The sequence below is a fragment of the Massilia sp. W12 genome, assembly GCF_037300705.1.
Classification (GTDB): domain Bacteria; phylum Pseudomonadota; class Gammaproteobacteria; order Burkholderiales; family Burkholderiaceae_D; genus JACPVY01.
Genome location: NZ_CP147776.1, coordinates 1,683,591 through 1,700,996 on the forward strand (window position 1 = coordinate 1,683,591; position 17,406 = coordinate 1,700,996).

General features: G+C 60.0%; 16 protein-coding genes. 10 read left to right on the forward strand and 6 right to left on the reverse strand.

Features of this window, described 5'->3' with window-relative positions:
- Positions 1–58 precede the first annotated feature (58 nt).
- From V8J88_RS06760 to V8J88_RS06775, 4 genes are all read right to left on the reverse strand, one after another.
- Entirely contained in the window at positions 59–1,252 is a 1,194-nt protein-coding gene (locus V8J88_RS06760) for a hypothetical protein (protein ID WP_338848598.1), read from the reverse strand.
- 94 nt (positions 1,253–1,346) lie between these two features.
- Positions 1,347–2,098 (reverse strand): IS5 family transposase gene (locus V8J88_RS06765; protein ID WP_338846097.1). Its coding sequence is split into 2 segments (ribosomal slippage): positions 1,347–1,768 and positions 1,768–2,098, totalling 753 coding nucleotides; the frame shifts between segments, so codons are not numbered across the junction.
- A 124-nt stretch (positions 2,099–2,222) separates the two neighbouring features.
- Positions 2,223–3,107, reverse strand: coding sequence for a hypothetical protein (locus tag V8J88_RS06770; RefSeq protein ID WP_338848599.1), 885 nt, complete (start codon positions 3,105–3,107; stop codon positions 2,223–2,225).
- Positions 3,108–3,498: 391 nt separating this feature from the next.
- Positions 3,499–3,915, reverse strand: a complete 417-nt coding sequence (locus V8J88_RS06775) for a cyclic nucleotide-binding domain-containing protein (RefSeq protein WP_338848600.1) — start codon at positions 3,913–3,915, stop codon at positions 3,499–3,501.
- A 162-nt stretch (positions 3,916–4,077) separates the two neighbouring features.
- Between V8J88_RS06775 and V8J88_RS06780 the strand changes: the two genes are divergently transcribed.
- From V8J88_RS06780 to V8J88_RS06825, 10 genes are all read left to right on the forward strand, one after another.
- Complete coding sequence (locus V8J88_RS06780) at positions 4,078–4,911, forward strand: TatD family hydrolase (protein ID WP_338848601.1); 834 nt, start codon at positions 4,078–4,080, stop codon at positions 4,909–4,911.
- Between the two features lie 120 nt (positions 4,912–5,031).
- Entirely contained in the window at positions 5,032–7,506 is a 2,475-nt protein-coding gene (locus V8J88_RS06785; RefSeq protein ID WP_338848602.1) for a DNA internalization-related competence protein ComEC/Rec2, read from the forward strand.
- A 164-nt stretch (positions 7,507–7,670) separates the two neighbouring features.
- Positions 7,671–8,600 carry an agglutinin biogenesis protein MshI gene (locus tag V8J88_RS06790; protein ID WP_338848603.1) on the forward strand — a complete coding sequence of 310 codons (930 nt, stop codon included), beginning with the start codon at positions 7,671–7,673 and terminating at the stop codon, positions 8,598–8,600.
- Positions 8,600–9,415 (forward strand): hypothetical protein, encoded by an 816-nt coding sequence (locus V8J88_RS06795; RefSeq protein WP_338848604.1) that lies wholly within the window; start codon positions 8,600–8,602, stop codon positions 9,413–9,415. The genes V8J88_RS06790 and V8J88_RS06795 overlap by 1 nt, the downstream gene beginning before the upstream one ends.
- A complete protein-coding gene (locus V8J88_RS06800; RefSeq protein WP_338848605.1) occupies positions 9,412–10,302 on the forward strand; it encodes a hypothetical protein in 891 nt (296 codons plus the stop codon). Before V8J88_RS06795 ends, V8J88_RS06800 begins: the two co-directional genes overlap by 4 nt.
- On the forward strand, positions 10,287–10,715 hold the full coding sequence (locus V8J88_RS06805) for an MSHA biogenesis protein MshK (RefSeq protein ID WP_338848606.1): 429 nt from the start codon (positions 10,287–10,289) through the stop codon (positions 10,713–10,715). The genes V8J88_RS06800 and V8J88_RS06805 overlap by 16 nt, the downstream gene beginning before the upstream one ends.
- A gap of 47 nt (positions 10,716–10,762) precedes the next feature.
- A complete protein-coding gene (locus tag V8J88_RS06810; protein WP_338848607.1) occupies positions 10,763–12,568 on the forward strand; it encodes a secretin N-terminal domain-containing protein in 1,806 nt (601 codons plus the stop codon).
- 1 nt (position 12,569) lies between these two features.
- Positions 12,570–13,424, forward strand: a complete 855-nt coding sequence (locus V8J88_RS06815) for an AAA family ATPase (protein WP_338848608.1) — start codon at positions 12,570–12,572, stop codon at positions 13,422–13,424.
- Positions 13,421–14,596 carry a tetratricopeptide repeat protein gene (locus V8J88_RS06820; protein ID WP_338848609.1) on the forward strand — a complete coding sequence of 392 codons (1,176 nt, stop codon included), beginning with the start codon at positions 13,421–13,423 and terminating at the stop codon, positions 14,594–14,596. The genes V8J88_RS06815 and V8J88_RS06820 overlap by 4 nt, the downstream gene beginning before the upstream one ends.
- Before the next feature lie 177 nt (positions 14,597–14,773).
- Positions 14,774–15,436, forward strand: a complete 663-nt coding sequence (locus V8J88_RS06825) for a glutathione S-transferase (RefSeq protein WP_338849842.1) — start codon at positions 14,774–14,776, stop codon at positions 15,434–15,436.
- A gap of 364 nt (positions 15,437–15,800) precedes the next feature.
- Here V8J88_RS06825 and V8J88_RS06830 read toward each other — a convergent pair whose 3' ends face one another.
- Complete coding sequence (locus V8J88_RS06830) at positions 15,801–16,370, reverse strand: PEP-CTERM sorting domain-containing protein (RefSeq protein WP_338848610.1); 570 nt, start codon at positions 16,368–16,370, stop codon at positions 15,801–15,803.
- Between the two features lie 163 nt (positions 16,371–16,533).
- On the reverse strand, positions 16,534–17,358 hold the full coding sequence (locus tag V8J88_RS06835; protein WP_338848611.1) for a hypothetical protein: 825 nt from the start codon (positions 17,356–17,358) through the stop codon (positions 16,534–16,536).
- Positions 17,359–17,406 lie beyond the last annotated feature (48 nt).

A 17,406-nucleotide genomic window follows, 5' to 3' on the forward strand; every position in this document is an offset into this window, starting at 1 on the left:
GTGCCTAAGCTTTGCTATGCACGCAAGTGTAAACCATGGGCTGCCTTACTCTGTGTTCTTACTGGCCGTTTTTTTGCAAGTTCTGCAAGTCCTGTTTGGCGCGCTCCACGTCCGCCGCATATTCCGTTAAATAGCGCTCGCGTTGCTCGCTGCTCCATTCGGCTTCAGAAAATTGCTCAAGACTGTATTTCTTGCTGGTGTGGGCGATGCCGATGAGGCGCGGCATCATAGCGCGGTCGGGGTCGGCGTTTTCATACAGGATATAACCATCGACATCGCGCAAAGTGAGTGGAAACACCGGCTTGCGATCGCGCAGCAGGCGGCCAAACAATTGCAGCCGGACTTCCTGTTCGCCCGGCGCCAGCACATCATTAAAGCTCAGCAGCGCCACCGGTTTGCCGCTGGCGTCATCCACCCGTCCCGCAATCAGGTAACGCCCGCCTTCACGCACGCGCGCTTTCAGGTAGAAATTCAGGCTGCCATCCGCCAGCGTTTCCCGCACCCCGCCGCTCCATTGCGCCGGCGCTTGCGGCGTGTGGATGAAATCAAAATTGACTGAGCCGGCCTGATCGCCGGCCTGATATTGCACTTCGATGCGCACCGCGCCATGCCAGCTGGCGAACGCGCTGTTGGCAGGCGTCAGGCTGGCGCTGACGATATTGTCGCCGGCTTGCAAATCGCCCTGCATGCCATTGTCGGCAAATTGCAGGCTGGCCGAGGGCAGGGCGGCGCTGCCGCGTCCGGCCGGGCTGCCGGAATTCGGCAGCGCCTGCGCCTGCGCCCGCGTCACAAACAGGGGCAGACGTTTGCCATCTTTGCCTTGCGCCTGCATGCTCAGAAGCAGATGTTCGCCGGCCCCGACAAAAATCCGGTTTTGCGTGGTTTTCAGAGTGATCGTGGGATGGGTCTTCCCATCTTTTTGCCGCATGGCGTGACTGTCTTCCACCGGGCGGTTGGGCCAGATCTGGTCAGGATGTTCTTCAATCGGACGCGAGTTTTGCGGGTAGCGCGTGCCTTCGCGGTAGCTTTGATACGTGTGCTCGGCCAAGGCCAATTGCTGTTTGGCCAGAATCACCCGCGCCGCATGACTGTCCGGCGCCACGCCTGCAGGCAGCGGCTGCGGCGCGGGCGCCTGCCGCGCATGCGCCGCTGCGCCGGCTGGCGCCGCAGCGGTTTTGCCGGTGGCCTGATTCACCCAGTCAGCCTGGCCTTGCATCGCCTCTTGCTGCTCGGCATGGCGCCACAGCAGCATGCCGCCCAACAGCACAAGCGCGCCCAGACCCAGCGGCCAGTAACGGCGCAGCAGACTGGGCTGCGCGCCGTCGGTGTCTAGGGTGTGTTGACATTTATTTCAACCATATCATTGATGCCGCCAAGGTTACAAACGAAGAGAAACGGGTATCCAGTTTGTCGTAGCGGGTAGCGATCCGTCGAAATTGCTTAATTTTGGCGAAAAAGCGCTCAATGAGATTGCGGTTTCGATATTGGAACTGATCATAATCCCGCTGTTCTTTCCGGTTCGCCTTTGGTGGAATCACGACCTTGGCATTTTTTCCCTCAATGCAATCAATCAGTGTGTTGGCATCATAGGCTTTATCTGCCAGCACCGCTTGTGGCGCGACGTCATTGAGTAACGCGGTTGCCTGGGTTATATCGTGAACTTCTCCGCCTGTCAGGATGAACTGAACCAAATTGCCCAAGCCCTCAACGCAAGCATGAATCTTGGTGGTTAATCCCCCACGAGACCGGCCAATGGATTGCGGCCCCTTTTTTTTGCGGCTCCTGCTGCATGCTGATGCGCCCGCACGATAGTGCTATCAAGAAAAACTTCCTCAAAGTCCGCGTCCTCGCGTAGCACGGCAAAGATTTTGTGCCATACCTGCTTATCCGACCAACGCGCAAACCTCACATAGACGCTGTTCCATGGGCCAAATTCAGCAGGCAAATCCCGCCACGGGCTGCCTGTCTTTGCTATCCATAAAACAGCTTCCACAAACAGCCGATTATTCACGCCTGTTCTGCCTCTATCGCCAACCTTTCCTGGTACCAAGGCTTCAATTCTTGCCCACTGATCGTCCCGTAACATCATCCGTGCCATTCTGTTTTGCCCAAAAACAAGAATGTAAACACAAGTGGCAAAAAGTTAACAGCTTTTTTTGAAAATTCCCATCCAAAGTGCTGTTAATTGTCAACACGCCCTAAGTTGAAGTCGTGTTTCATTCCTATTTGGCGTAGTTGACCATGGCGTTGCGCACTACCGAGATAATGCCGCCCCAGGCCCCATTCGCATAATGGTTGTAGGCTTCGTTATCATCGCGGAAAGTGACGGAGTGATACGACCATTTTACCGAACCGCCTTCATTTGCGGCTGTGCCAAGCGATAAATCATTGCTCAGCCAGTCGGCAGGATTGCCCAGCGATGTGCCGCTGCTGCCAGCCACGCCGCCGGTGCTGTGATAGGCCACCGCTTCATCATCCTGGCCCGGCAAAATGCTGGAATACAAGGTGCCGCTGGCGCCGGCATACATATAAAACCAGATATTGCGGGTGTTGTTGTGGTCATACAGGGCGCGCGCGGTGGTGGTTTTCAAATCCTTCACCAGCGGCTCCGAGGTGCTCCAGGAACCGTAATCAGACAATTCCGAGCCACCCGAGGCGCCTGAGGCGTTGCGCACCCATTTGATATTCCAGCCGGTTTGGGTTGTGCCGTCGCTGTTGCCGCATTGGCCGGCGCTATTCGGCGTGGCGTTTTTCTTATAACGCGCGCTGCCGCCATAATTGGCCAGGTTATAGCCCAGCATTAAATTGCCGGCGCTGTGGGTGGCGATATAACACCAATTGGCGCCGGTGCAAAAACAATCCAGCGCATCGCGGATTTTGCTGCTTTGGCTGGAAATACTGTTATAGCCATCCCAATTCACGGATTTCTTATTAATCCCGGCGGCGGTTGTGCCCGGCCCCCAATATGTCCAGCTATTGTAATTGCCGACTGCGCCGCCGCCGGTGCGGCCATTAATCCATAAAGTGTAATTTGCCGCCTGCGCGCTTAAGCTGGAAAACAGGCAAAGCGCGAGCGTGCCGCGCAAAATGCGAGCCAATTGATTCATGTCGTCTCCGTATCGTTCTTGTCGTATGAAAAACAGGTTTTCGCGTCAGCCTCCCAAGCCGGCGGAAAAAACGCAGCACAATGGCAAACCCCTTTGCCGCCGCAAACTTGATTGTTTGCAACAATTTGTGAGCTGCAGCTATGCTAATTTTGCGGTGGATGACTGTCAACAGAAAATGGAGCAATTGCTCGGCATATCATGAAAATTTGAATCGTGAATATCATTCATCAGATTTGTGAATAATAATCACTGAAACAATATGGGGGGGATATTGGCATGTTCAGATGGGAAATGTGTTCGCTGCGGCATCGTTGAGCAATCGTGATAGATGATGCGATGCTGTCTATGTGAGCCATTGACTGATAAAAAACACTTGCATCAAGTGGCCGGCTCAGCGTGACAGGGCAATAATTTCATTCGCCTGGCGCAAGCGCTGCGATAACAAAATCGCGATATTGCGGTAGATGCGCAAGGCGATGTCGGGCAATTTGTCCAGGCAGCCGCCATCGATGCGCAGCGCTTTGCAGGGGGTGGCGGCGCGTACTGAGGCGCAGCGGGCGCGGCATTCAATCAGGGACATCTCGCCAAACGCCTCGCCCGGCCCCAGACGTTGTATCACTTTCTGCGCGCCGTGCACCCGTTTGCAGATATCCACCTGGCCGGCGATGATGACAAATAAATGCTGGCCCTGTTCGCCTTCGCGAATGATGTAGTCCGCCGCCATGTAATCAATCAATTCGGCATGATCGAGCAAAATCGCCAACTGTTCATCCTGCATACCCTTGAACAGTTTCAATGCTAATAACATTTTCCTGGTTTCGCTTAAGCAATACACAGTCATGCCAGCCTCCGCTCCATATGCGCTGCAAACAGAATCAGTATCGCCAGTTTGACGGACGGCGGCAAGGGGCCAGCGCCGTCAAGCGGGGGAGGCGTCGGCGCTATAATGGGACGCAACCGGGAGATGTGGATGTGGATTGACAGTCATTGCCATTTGGATGCGCCGGAATTCGCCGGCGCCGGGCGCACGCTGGCGCAGCAGGCCTTGGCGGCGGGGGTGGGCGGGGTTTTGATTCCGGCGGTCGAGCGCGCCAATTTCGCCGCCTGCGCCGCCTTGGCGCAGGATGTGCCGCAGTGCGCCTACACCCTTGGCATCCATCCCCTGTATGTTGGCCGCGCGCATGAAGACGATCTGCACTTTTTGCGCGATCAAATCCGCGCCGCGCTGGCGGATGCCGCTTTTGCCGGCGTCGGTGAAATCGGCCTGGATTTTTTTGAACCGGCCTTATGCAGCCCGGAAATGCGCGAACGGCAGTTGTATTTCTTTCAAGCCCAGCTGAAATTGGCGCGTGAATTCGGCTTGCCGGTGCTCTTGCATGTGCGCCGTTCACAAGATCAGATTCTGGCGCAATTGCGCCGCATCACCCCGCCGGGCGGCATCGCCCATGCTTTCAATGGCAGCTTGCAGCAGGCGCAGCAATTCATCGCCCTCGGTTGCAAGCTGGGCATGGGCGGGGCGATGACGTATCCGCGCGCCTTGCAAATCCGCCGTCTGGCCGTGGAATTGCCCTTAAGCGCCCTGGTGCTGGAAACCGACGCACCCGACATTCCACCCGAATGGTTGCACGCCAGACATGGCGGCAGCGGGCCGAATACGCCGGCGCAATGTGCGCGCATCGGCGCCGTGCTGGCGCAATTGCGCGCTGCGCCGCTGGAGCAGGTGGCGGCGCAAACCAGTGAAAATGTCTGCCAGGTTCTGCCGCGCCTGCGGCAACGCCTGACAGGGCAGGCCGCGCCGCGCTGAAGTCATTGCGGCGCGCCGTTTTTGCCTGAGCGCAAGAACTGCAGCAAAAAACGCCACAGCCGCTTGCCCGCAAACCTTGCTGCCCGCACCATGCAGCAAACAGGATTGCGGGAGGCGGGCATGCGCAGTTTTTGCGCCGGATTTTTGCTTGGGGTCTGTGGTTTGCAACAGTTGGCGCGGCTGCCATCCTGGGGCCAGACTGCGCTGTATGGCGGCGCGCTGCTGGGGCTGGCCCTGGCCTGCGTCTGGCTGGCGCGGCGTCTGCGCGCGCGCCGGCAGTTGGCCCGCGCCGCCATGCTGTGCGCCGCCGCCTCTCTGCTGGCCGGCGGCCTGGGCGGTTGGGTCTGGGCCGCATATTGTGCGCAAGAGCGGCTGCAAGCGCGCCTTGGCGCACAATGGGAGCGGCGCGATGTGGTGTTAAGCGGCGTGATCAGCAGCCTGCCGCATCAAACCCCGCTGGGCCTGCAATTCATTTTCACGCCCGATCCGGGACAAGTCCTCAGTCCGCAGCAACGCCTGTATCTGGGCTGGCATAAAGAAGAAAGCAGCGATCGCGCGCCAGTGGCGCATGCGGCGGAACGCTGGCGCTTTTGTCTGCGCATCGGCGCTCCGCATGGGCACGCCAATCCTGCTGGTTTTGATTATGAAGCTTGGGCTTTTGCGCAAAATCTGCAGGGCGGCGGGCAGGTTGTGCCGGCGCGCAAAAGCGCGCCCGATTGCCAGCCGCAACGCCTGGCGGCGCAGGCCGGCGGCCCGGGGGCGCGTCTGGCGCGCTGGCGCGAAGACTTGCGCAGCCGCATCTTGCAGGCGCTGCCCGGCGCGCCCTATGCCGGGGTGCTGGTGGCGCTGGTGATTGGCGAGCAGCGCGCGATTGCGCATAGCGACTGGCAGCTGTTTAATGCCGCCGGCATCGGCCATTTGCTTTCCATCTCCGGCTTGCATATCACGATGTTGGCGGCCTTGTGCGGCGCACTGGCCGGCTGGCTCTGGCGGCATTCTTTTTTCACCCGCGCCAGTCTGCCGCTGTACTGGCCGGCGCCGTATGTGGCCGCCGTTTGCGGCTGTCTGGCGGCGGCCGGCTATGTCTTGCTGGCCGGGGCCGAAGCGCCCGCTTTGCGCACCTTGTATATGCTGATTGCTGCCACCCTGTGCCGCATGCTGTGGCGCAATCTGCCCATTTCCGTGGTCTTGGCCTGGGCCTTGCTGGCGGTTTTGCTGCCCGATCCCTGGGCGGTGCTGTCTGCCGGTTTTTGGCTCTCTTTCGGCGCGGTCGCGCTGCTGCTGTATGCCGGCAGTGGCCGCCGGCGCGATGCGCAAGAGCGGCTGACTGAAATGGCCAGCTGGCGCCGTCAGGCCTGGGTGCGGCTGCGCCAAGAGGCGCGCGCGCAAGGCGCGGTGACTTTCGGCTTGCTGCCGCTTAGCGTCTTGCTGTTTGCCCAGATTTCTTTGCTCAGTCCCTTCGCCAATGCGCTGGCGATTCCACTCATCAGCCTGGGCGTGACGCCGCTGGCGCTGCTGGGGGCGGCCAGCCTGACTTTCCTGCCGGAGGCATGCGGCGCGGCCTTGCTGCAAGCCGCACACTGGCTGCTGCAAGCACTGGCCGCGCTGGTGGCGCAGATGCACAGCGTGTTGCCGCCCTGGCGCCTGCCGCAAGCCGGCTGGCCTGCCTTCGCCTGCGCCAGCGTGGGGTTGCTGTTCCTGTTTTTGCCGCTCTGGCGCGCCCGTCTGTGCGCGCTGGCGGCGATGTTGCCGCTGGTATTGCAGCCAGCCGCCCATCCCGCCCCCGGCGCGCTCTGGCTCACTGCGCTGGATGTGGGGCAGGGCACTGCGCTCCTGATCGAAACTGAGCGCCACAGAATGTTATATGACAGCGGCCCGGCCTATCCTTCAGGCAGCGATGCCGGACAGCAAATTCTTTTGCCCTATCTGCAGGCGCGCGGCATCAGCGCGCTCGATGGCATGATGATCAGCCATGCCGACGCCGACCATGCCGGCGGGGCCGCCAGTCTGATGCAGGGCGTGCGCCTTGGCTGGTGGCGCTCCAGCCTGGATCCGCAGCACGCTTTGCGGCAAAGCGCGGCGGCCCAGGCGCTGCCGCACATTCCCTGCCGCGCCGGCCAGGAATGGGAATGGGATGGCTGGCGCTTTGCCATCTTGCATCCCGATCCGACATTCGCCAACGCCAGCCGCAGCAATGCGCGCAGCTGCGTTTTGAAAATCAGCCACGCGCAGGCGCCGGCGCTGTTGCTGGCCGGCGATATCGAGGCGGCGCAGGAAGCGCATTTGCTGGCCAGGGGCGCTCCGCTGCGCGCCGCCATCCTGCTGGCGCCGCATCATGGCAGCGGCACTTCATCCAGTGTGCCGTTTTTGCAAGCGGTGCAGCCGGAATTGGCATTGTTTCAAGTTGGCTGGCATAACCGCTACCGCCATCCGCGCGCCGATGTCTGGCAGCGCTATGCGGAATTGGGCATATGGCGCGCGCGCACCGATCGCGAAGGCGCGCTGCTGCTCCAGCTTGACGCCGCCGGCTGGCGCATGCACAGCCAGCGCGCCAGCCGCCAGCGCTATTGGCAAACGCCGATGACGCCGGAATAAAGATGCCAAACACCAACATTTGCCCATCAGGCAAGCAGGCAAAGCCGTGTCACAGCGGAATTTCCCTGTAGAATCGTCGAGAATGCAAGATTGCGCCCAAGGCGCACCTTTACCGTGGACATGGCATGCGTTTCTTTTCAGCAAACAGAAAGCGATCAGGTTGGATGGCGATAGGCTTCGCCGCCGACGCCGTGCGCGCCGCCTGCATTAAGCGGATACCGGGACATAAGCCCAAGGTCAGGCTGGTGCAAACCGTCGAATTTGAAGGCGGCAGCGCGCGCCCGGTGCGCGAAGCGCGCGCCGCCGCGCTGGAAGAATTGACGCGCCAATTGCAAATCGAGCGTCATCACTGCACCAGTCTGCTGGCCAATGGCGAATACCAGATCCTGCTGCTGGATGCGCCGCAAGTGCAGGCCGAAGAATTGAAAGGCGCCTTGCGCTGGCGCTTGAAAGACATGATTGATTATCCGGTCGATATGGCCACCTTCGACCTCTTGCCGCTGCCGCAGGATAAACAGGGCGGCGAACGCGCCCAGGTGTTTGTGGTGGCCGCGCGCAACACCCTGATCACCGAGCATCAAAACCTCTTCGTGCAAGCGAAAACCGGCTTGCGCACGATCGACATTCCCGAATTGGCGCAACGCAACCTGGCGGCTCTGGTCGAACCGCAGGGAAGCGCGCTGGCCTTGCTTTCTTTTGATGATGAGGGCGGCTTGCTGACCATCAGCCATGGCGGCGATTTGTATTTGACGCGCCGCATCGATGTCCGCCTGTACACCCTGGAACACCGCGACAGCGAAGAGCGCGCCGCCATCCTGGAGCGCATCACACTCGAATTGCAACGCTCGCTGGACCATTTCGACCGCCAATACCACTTCATGAATCTGTCCCGGCTCATGCTTGCGCCCTTGCCGGAAGCAGGGCAAAGCCTGTTTAACTATCTGGCGAGCAATCTGTATCTGCCGGTCGAGTGGCTGGATTTGCAAGATATTCTGGATTGCGGCCATGTGCCCTCATTGAAAGACGCTGCTATGCAACAACGCTATTTCCAAGTGCTGGGCGCTGCCTTGCGCCTGGAGGAGGGCACGGACTGATGCGTCAGATCAATCTGTTCAATCCTGCGCTGTTGCCGGCGCGGCAACAATTTTCCACCCGCATGATGTTGCAGACCGCCGCTTTGCTGGCGCTGGTGGTCATGCTTTTGCTGGGCTGGCAAGTCTGGCGGGAGCAGGAATTATTGCAACGGCAGGCCGCCGCCGCGAAACAATTAAAAGGCTTGCAAGAGCGCCTGACTGCGCTGCAAGCCGCCGCCCCGCCGCCGGAATTGAGCCAGCAATTGCAAACCAGGGTGCAGGGCATGGAACAGCGCTTGCAGGGCTTGCAACAGATGCAAAACTGGCTCAGTAACGGCCAGCGCGGCAATACCGAAGGCTATTCGCGCTATCTGCAAGCGTTTGCGCGCCAGCACCTGGAAGGCTTGTGGCTGACCGGCTTTTTGATCGATAGCCAAAGCTGTTGCCTGGAATTGTATGGCCGCGCGCTGCAGCCGGAATTGGTGGCGCAGTGGCTGGGCAAGCTCAATGCCGAACCGGTATTGCGCGGCAAGAGCCTGCAAACGGTGCATCTTGAGCGGCCCATGCTCAGCGCTCAGCTGCAGGAGGAGGCGCCTGTCGCGCCCGCCGCCGCGCCAGCGGCCCCAAGCAGCCCGGCGGCGCAGGATTTATTGCCAGGCGGCGCGCTGAACGCCCAGCAACTGCTCGGACGCTTAAACAGCGCACTGAATCAAAGCGCAGCGCCAGCCGCCCCGCCGGCGCCGGCCCCCGCTCCGGTGCGGGCGAAGGTGGAGAAAACGCCGGCCCCGCGTCCGGCGCCCTGGGTTGAATTCAGCTTGAAAGGAGGCGCGGTATGATGCAACTGCGCCAGCGCTGGCAGCTCATGCTGCAAAAAGTGGACGCCATGAGCCAGCGTGAAAGAATGTTGATTTTTGCCGCGCTGCTGGCTTTTTTCTATGGCGTGGCGAATCTGCTGATGCTGCCGTTTGATAAAAATCAGGCCGCCCTCAAAAACCAGCTCGACAATGACAATAAGCAAATCTCGGCGGCTGTCGATGAAATCAATGCGCGTTTGAGCAAGGCCGCCAAAGATCCGAATATCGCCCTGCGCGCGCGCGAACAAGACATCCAGCAGCAAATCGCGCGCCTGCAGCAGGATTTGCAAACCCGCCAGCAATTCCTGGTGGCGGCGGAAAGCGTGCCAGGCCTCTTGCAAAACCTCTTGCGCGAACACCAGCAAGTGCAATTGCGCAGCATGCGCAGCCTGCCTTTGCGCACGATGCGCATTCATGCCGACGGCGCCATGCATGAAGAAGCCGCGCCCGCGCCGGACGATCCGGCCCTGGCGCGCGAGCGCGCCATGCGCGAGCATGTGCTCAAAGGGCAGGGCAGCGGCAAGGTTGAGCAAGCGCTGGCGGCGGCGCAGCAAGAAGCGGTGCAAAACGCCGCCAAACTGCTGCCCGGCGGGGCCGACGCCAATCTGCCATCGCAAATCGCCGCCAAGGCGGCAACGCAACAGGCCGCTGCGCCGGCCCCGGATCTGCCGCGCATCTATCAACATGAATTGGAATTGGAATTAAGCGGCGCCTATGCCGATTTGATGCGCTATCTGCAAGCCCTGGAAAAATTGCCGAATCGCCTGTATTGGAGCCAGGCGCGCCTGCAGGTGGACGAGCATCCGCGCTGCACCTTGCGCTTGCGCGTCTATACCTTGAGTCTGGATCAGAAATGGCTGACATTATGAAATCCTGGCGCCTGTCCTGTCTGTGCCTGCTGCTTTGCGCGGCGGGACAGGCAGCCGCCCAAAGCGAGGTCTTGCCCGACCCGACCCGGCCACCGCCGCAGTTTCAGTCCGGCAAGGCGGACGCCAGCCCCGGCGCTGCAGAGCAGGACGGCTTGCGCCTGGAATCGGTCTTGCGCGCGCCGGGCCGCGAATTGGTCATCATCAACGGCCAGACCTATCGCGTGGGCCAGATGGTGCAAGACGCCAAGCTGCTGCAGATCCATGAACAACAAGTGGTTTTATTGCGCGGCAATCAGAAAGTGCTGCTGAATATGTATCCGGATGTGCAAAAAATCGCAGCCGGCTCCGGTAAGCGCAAAACCACCGATGCAAAACGCGCACCAGCGCAATCCCAATCAGTCAAGAGTGAGTAAAACCCATGGCGAAACATGCAGCAAAACAAGCGGGAAAAACGGCAGCCATGCGTGCCGGCGTCTTCTGCCTGGCCGGGCTGTTTCTGGCCGCTTGCAGCTCGCCGGCGGCGCGGCGCGAAGCCTACGACGCCGCGCGCGCCGAATTGAAAGCCGAAATGAGCCAGATGGCCGCGCAACTCGCGCTGGCCCAGGAAAAAGCCAAACAGGAACAGGATGCAGTCAGCAAGGCGCTGCTGCCGCCAGTGGCCGGGATGGCGGCGCGCGCCCCGCGTGAAGAGCGTTTTTCGCTGGCCTTGAACAATGTGCCGGCGCAACAGTTTTTCAATGCCGTGGTGGCCGGCTCCCGCTACAACATGCTGGTGCACCCGGATGTGGCGGGCAATCTGTCGGCCAATCTGAAAGATGTGACCCTGTTTGAAGCGCTCGATGCGATTCGCGAAGTGTATGGCTATGACTATAAAGTCGAAGGCAACCGGATTTACATCAAGCCGCTGACCATGCAAACCCGCATTTTCCAGGTGAATTATTTAAACCATGCGCGCCTGGGCGCTTCCGATTTGCGCGTGGCGAATGGCTCAGTGTCGGATGCGATCAATAACAGCTCCAACAATAACAACAATAACAGCACAAATAACAACAACAGCAACGCCAATAACAGCAATAACAGCAACAACAATAATAACGGCGGCAGCCAGCGCAGCTCGGTCGAAAGCAGCCGCGTCAGCACCGCCACCGTGGCCGATTTCTGGAGCGAACTCAAGTTCACCCTGCAAGCGATTATCTCGACCCGGGGTGAAGGCCGCAGCGTCACCATCAGCCCGCAATCCGGGGTGGTGGTGGTGCGCGCCATGCCGGATGAGTTGCGCAGCGTGGAAGAATATTTGAAAGCCACCCAGCTCTCAGTCGAGCGCCAGGTGATTTTGGAAGCCAAGATTTTAGAAGTGCAATTAAACGACGGCTATCAAAGCGGAATTAACTGGTCAGCTTTCACCAGCCTGGGCGGTAAACATGACAACCGCTTCAGCGCCGGCTTAATCTCGCCCGGCAGCACCATCGGCACACTGGGCACAGGCGCGCAGAGCAGCAGCGGCGATATGGGACTGACCGTCAGCATGCCAGGCAGCATTCCCGGCGGCGGCATGGCCAGCCCCACCACGGCGCTGGGCAGCCTGTTCGGGATTGCGTTTCAAACCAATAACTTTGGCGCCCTGATTTCCTTTTTAGAATCGCAAGGCACGGTGCATGTGCTGTCCAGCCCGCGCATCGCCACCCTGAACAATCAAAAAGCGGTGCTGAAAATCGGCACCGATGAATTTTTCGTCACCGGCGTCACGCCCAGCGTGACCAATACCAACACCAATGGCAGCACCGTCACCAATCCGCCTTCTGTCACCCTGACCCCGTTCTTCTCCGGCGTGGTGTTGGATGTCACGCCGCAAATTGATGATCGCGGCAATGTCACCCTGCATGTGCATCCGGCGGTGAGCCAGGTCAGCAATGTGAATAAAACCGTGAATCTGGGTTCCAGCGGCGTCTTCACGCTGCCGCTGGCCACCTCGTCCACCTCGGAAACCGATAGCGTGGTGCGCGGTCAGGATGGGCAAATCATCGCCATCGGCGGCTTGATGCGCCAGTCCGCCGTGTATGAGCGCGACCAGTTGCCGGGTTCCGACAAGCTGGGGCCGCTGAGCGGAGCCTTTGGTAATACGCGCCAGAGCACGGCCAAGCGCGAGCTGGTGATTTTGATCAAACCCAGCATTGTTAAAAACGGCGAAGCCTTTTCGCGCGACTTGCAGCAAAGCATAGACAAGCTCGAACGTATGGGACAGACGCCGGCCAAAGCTGGTTCCTGATATGTATCTGGCGCATTTCGGCTTGCAGGAAATGCCGTTCGGGATCACCCCGGACACCGCTTTTTTTTACCCCGGCAGCAGCGCCCAGCAAGCTTTGAACACCTTGCTGGTGGCGTGCGATGCGGGCGAGGGTTTTGTCAAAATCACAGGCGAAGTCGGGGCCGGCAAAACCCTCTTGTGCCGCAAATTGCTGTCCCTGCTGCAAGCCCCGCAACACAGCCAGTATTGCACCGCGTATATTCCGAATCCGATGATGGACCCGCGCAGCCTCTTGTTTGCGCTGGCGGATGAAATCGGCCTGCAACTGCCGGAGCGCGCCGATCAGCATCTCTTATTCAAAGCCATTAACAGCCATCTGCTCAAATTGGGGGCGCAGGGCAAGCGCCTCTTGCTGTGCATGGACGAGGCGCAAAGCATGCCGCTGCCCACGCTGGAAGCGCTGCGCCTGTTGTCCAATCTGGAAACCGAAAAACGCAAGCTGTTGCAAATCGTGCTGTTTGGCCAGCCCGAGCTGGAACACAAGCTGGCGCGGCGCGAGATCCGCCAGCTGACCCAGCGCATCAGTTTTCAATATCATTTGCAAGCCATGCCGCGCGATGAAATGCGCGCCTATCTGGCGCACCGCATCGCGCACGCCGGCGGCAATCCACACCTGATGCAAAGCGGGGCCGCCGACGCGATCTGGCGCGCCAGTCGCGGCATTGCGCGCGTGGCCAATCTGTTGGCGCATAAAAGCCTGCTGGCGGCGTATGGCATGGGCGCGCCACAGGTGCAAAAACAACATGTGCGGCGTGCTGTGGCCGACACCCCGGCCAGCCATAGTTTCTGGCCGCGCGCCTGGTTGAGGTGGATATGAGTTTGATCAATCAAATGCTGCAGGATCTGGATGCGCGCAAGCAGTCCGCCCAATCTGCCGCCAGCGCGCCGGCGGCGGCCTGGCAGGCCGCGCATGCGGTGCGCCAATCGCGCTGGCGCGCCCTGCGGCGCAGTCTGGCCCCCATCTTGCTGCCATTCCTGTGCCTGCTGCTGTTTGCCGCGCTGGCCGCATACTGGCTGTTTGCCGCACGCCATGCCGCAGCGCCGGCGCCGGTGGCAAATGTGGCGTCCAGCGCACCCCGGGCGGGGCCTGCCGCAGCGGCCCCGGCGGCGCAAGAAAGCGCGAGCGCGCCGGCGCGCAGCAGTCTGGCCGGATTGTTGGACGGCCTGCCCGGCGCCGCCATCTTAGGCCAGCCGCAAGAACGCGAATTGCCGCAGGAAGTCGCCGCCCCGCTGGTGCAGGGTTTGAAACTGGATATGCAACTCAAAACCGCCCAGGCCGCCAGCGACAAGCGCGAAGACGCGCCCGCCGCCCAGGCGGATAAAAGCGCGCCGAAAGCGTCCGCGCAAAGCGCCGGCAGCATGCAAATTCTGCCGGCCTCAGACAGCAACCGCGCCGAAGCGGAATACCGCAAAGCCACGCAATTACAGCAAAACGGCAAATCGCTGGAAGCGCTGGCGGCGCTGGAATCGGCCTTGCTGATTGACAAACGCCACAGCGCAGCACGCCTGTCCTTAGCCTCGATCTTGAGCGCGCAGGGACGGCCTGAAGATGCCCTCAAGCGCCTGCAACACGGTTTGGCCATCGACCCCGGCAACACCGCTTACACCATGCTGGCGGCGCGCATCAAAGCCGAGAGCGGACAGCTGGCGCAGGCGATTGACAGCCTGTACGGCAGCCTGCCGCTGGCCGTGCGCGACCCCGAATACCAGGGCCTGTTAGCCGCGTTGCTGCAAAAAGACCGCCGCCACAAAGACGCGATCGAACATTTTTTCGCCGCGCTGCAGGCGCGTCCCGATTATGGCGTATGGTGGATGGGTTTAGGCATTTCCCTGCAAGCTGAAGGTTTGCTGGCGCAAGCCCGCGATGCCTATCTGAAAGCGCGCGGCAGCCAGGGCATGTCGCCGCAACTCCTGACCTTCATTGATCAGCGCCTGCTGCAGATAGTGCAAGCCACCGGCAAACCCCTGCCCGAGCACGGCGGGCAATAAGCGCCGGCTGGCTTGCGCGAAGCGATAAGCCGGCGTCCGACGCCGGTGGATAGGCAAAAGAATTTGGTGTGCCGCATCCGACACCATTTGATTCACAAAGGAGCCATAGCCAGCGTTAAGCAAGCCACCGTTCCATCCCCTTGAAACATGCACCATAGCTAATCCCAGGAGAATATGATGTTGCAATTACATGGTTTTTCCGTCAGTAACTACTACAGCAAAGTGAAGCTGGCCTTGCTGGAAAAAGGCGTAGCGTTTGAAGAAGTGCTGGTTTGGCCCTATGGCGATGCGGAAGTCTTGCAATCCTCGCCGCTGGGCAAGATTCCCTTCTTGAAGACGGAACATGGCGCACTGTGCGAATCGCAAGTCATCGCCGACTACATCGAAGCCGCTTACCCGCAACCTCCCTTAATGCCGGCTGATCCTTTTGCCGCCGCCAAGCTGCGCGAGCTGATCACCTTCATGGAATGGCATCTGGAAATTGTGGCGCGCGAATTGATTCCCGCCACCTTTTTCGGCGCCGGCACGACGGATGAAGTTAAAGAACGCGTCAAAAAGACGCTGCAAAAAAACATCGCCGCCTTCGCCCGTCTGCCCAAGGCCAGCCCCTGGCTGGGCGGCGAACAATTCACCCTGGCCGATTGCGCCGCTGCGGTGCATTTCCCGCTGATCAGCGCGATTTGCAAAATCCAGTTCGGTGAAGATTTGCTGGCCCCGCTGCAATTGGATGACTATCTGACGCGCCTGGCCGGGCGGCCGCATGTGCAGAAAGTGCGCGCCGATGCGCAGGCGAATATGGTGCAAATGATGGCCAGAATCAAGGCTGCATCAGGGGCTTGAAGCGGCTGCTTTGGCAAAGCGCAGCGCGGCCTTGCTCATGGGCAAGCAGCAGGGCCGGGCAGTTTTTTTGATCAGTGTGAAAATCGAGATTTGTCCCTGCTGGCGTCTATGACTGGCGCTGTTGATGGCTGCGCCATGCATTTCCTGGCGAGGTATTTTGCTTTGATTGTTTGTTGTTAAGGCGACATGTTGTGGAAGTGTGCTGCAACTTTGCCCGCATGTTTCCACTTTCATCGTAAAGATAAGCGCCCTGCGCGATATTCAACCGGCGGGCTTGGCGCGCTTGCGTGCAGCGCCAGACGGCAGAGAGCGGGGGGGGGGCGCGTCGCCCGGAGACGGGCGACGCGCTTGCAAAACTGAAGCTTTACGCCTGACGACGGCGGCGCAGCATGGCCAGCGCGCCCAGACCCAGGCCCAGCATGGCCCAGGTTTCGGCTTCCGGCACCGGCGCGGTGTCTGTCACTGAGAGGCGGCGGAATACCGCCACGTCCGGGGTGTTGCCGGCGAATTGTTCCAGCATCAAATGCGCCGGCGCGCCGCCCAGCACTGCATTGTCAAAATACACGCTGTAGCGGTGGAATTGACCGTCATTGATCAGGCGCACAGGAGTCGAATAGGTGACAGAACCACCGGCATACCAGTAGTGGTTGCCGGGGAAACCGGCGCTGATGCCGAAATAGCCGCTGGTGTCAAAACCAGCCGTGCCTTTGTATTCAAAATTGAAATAACCACGGGTGAAGGTTTGGTTGGAGAAAATATCGCCAGCCGAATTGCCGGAAGAAAAATGCAATTCATTATTCGTGGTGTAGGCAAATGACCAGCCTGCTTTGCGCGTCCAGTTATTCAGATTATCCAGATTGTCCTGGAACAGAACGGCGGCTTGTGCTTGCGCACACAGAGCCAGCGCGGCGACGGCAAGGGCGATGCGTTTCATAGTTTCTCCAAAGTGTGGAATTGAGGACTTCGCGCCGGCGATGGGCGAAAGAGGCGACATCTTGCGCAAAGTCAGCAAAAATGTCAAACGTGTTCTGTACCATCTGTGCAGGACAGTTTGCATATGAGGTCTGTTGCTGGTGCACTGTTCAGTCTGCCCGGCATCACAACATGCCGTAATTTTCTGCAATTTTCTGTGTTGGGCCGGATTCCAGCAAGCCGGCTTCCTCGCTGCCGACGCCATAATCCAGCACCGCGCTGCTGGCGCATTGCATGGTCTGCCCCAAGACATACGCCGGGCAGTCGTATGGTTCGCTCTCCAGGGTGCAAATCACTTGCTCTGGCGTGCTCCAGTCAATCGGGCGCACCCAGACATATTCCAATCCGCCGCTGCTTGTCGGCAAGGCGATTTTCAAGCCCAGATTCAAACCGTCCATGCCATTCAGATAGCGTGCACGCAAGGCCGGCAGCAGGGCTTGCACCTGGGCCTGGGCGTGCGCCAATTCGGTTTCATAGCTGTTCGCAGGGGAGGGTAAATCCTGGCCCAGAGCGCGCGCGCAAAACGTGATCCAGCTGGCGTAATCGCCAGCCCAATCCGGCCCCGGCAAGGGGGTGATGAAGAGCGGATGGCCTTCTTCCTCTTGCGCCGCTTGGTGTGTTGCCTGTGGGCCGGGGCGCCAATCCAGCACCAGGCTGACGCTGGCGGCGCTGTCAGCCAGCTCGGGATAGTCGCTGGTCAGCGCGCTGCAGGCCGCCACATCCGCGCGCGATAAACACAGGGTGTACGGAAAGTCCGCCGGCGCATCAGCATCAGCCTCTTGCGCCATCTGTTCCAATTTGGATGTCAACAGGCTGAGCAGAAAATTGCCGGCGCGGTATTGATTCGGCGCCAGCGGCAACAGTTGCAAAGGCGTCACATCCATCGTGGTAAACCAGTGTCTGCCATCTTCCAGGCGGGAATGCAAGACCGGGGTAAAACCAAAGAACATCAGACTCTCCCAATGTGAATTGATAGCAGGGCAGCCGAAGCCACGCCA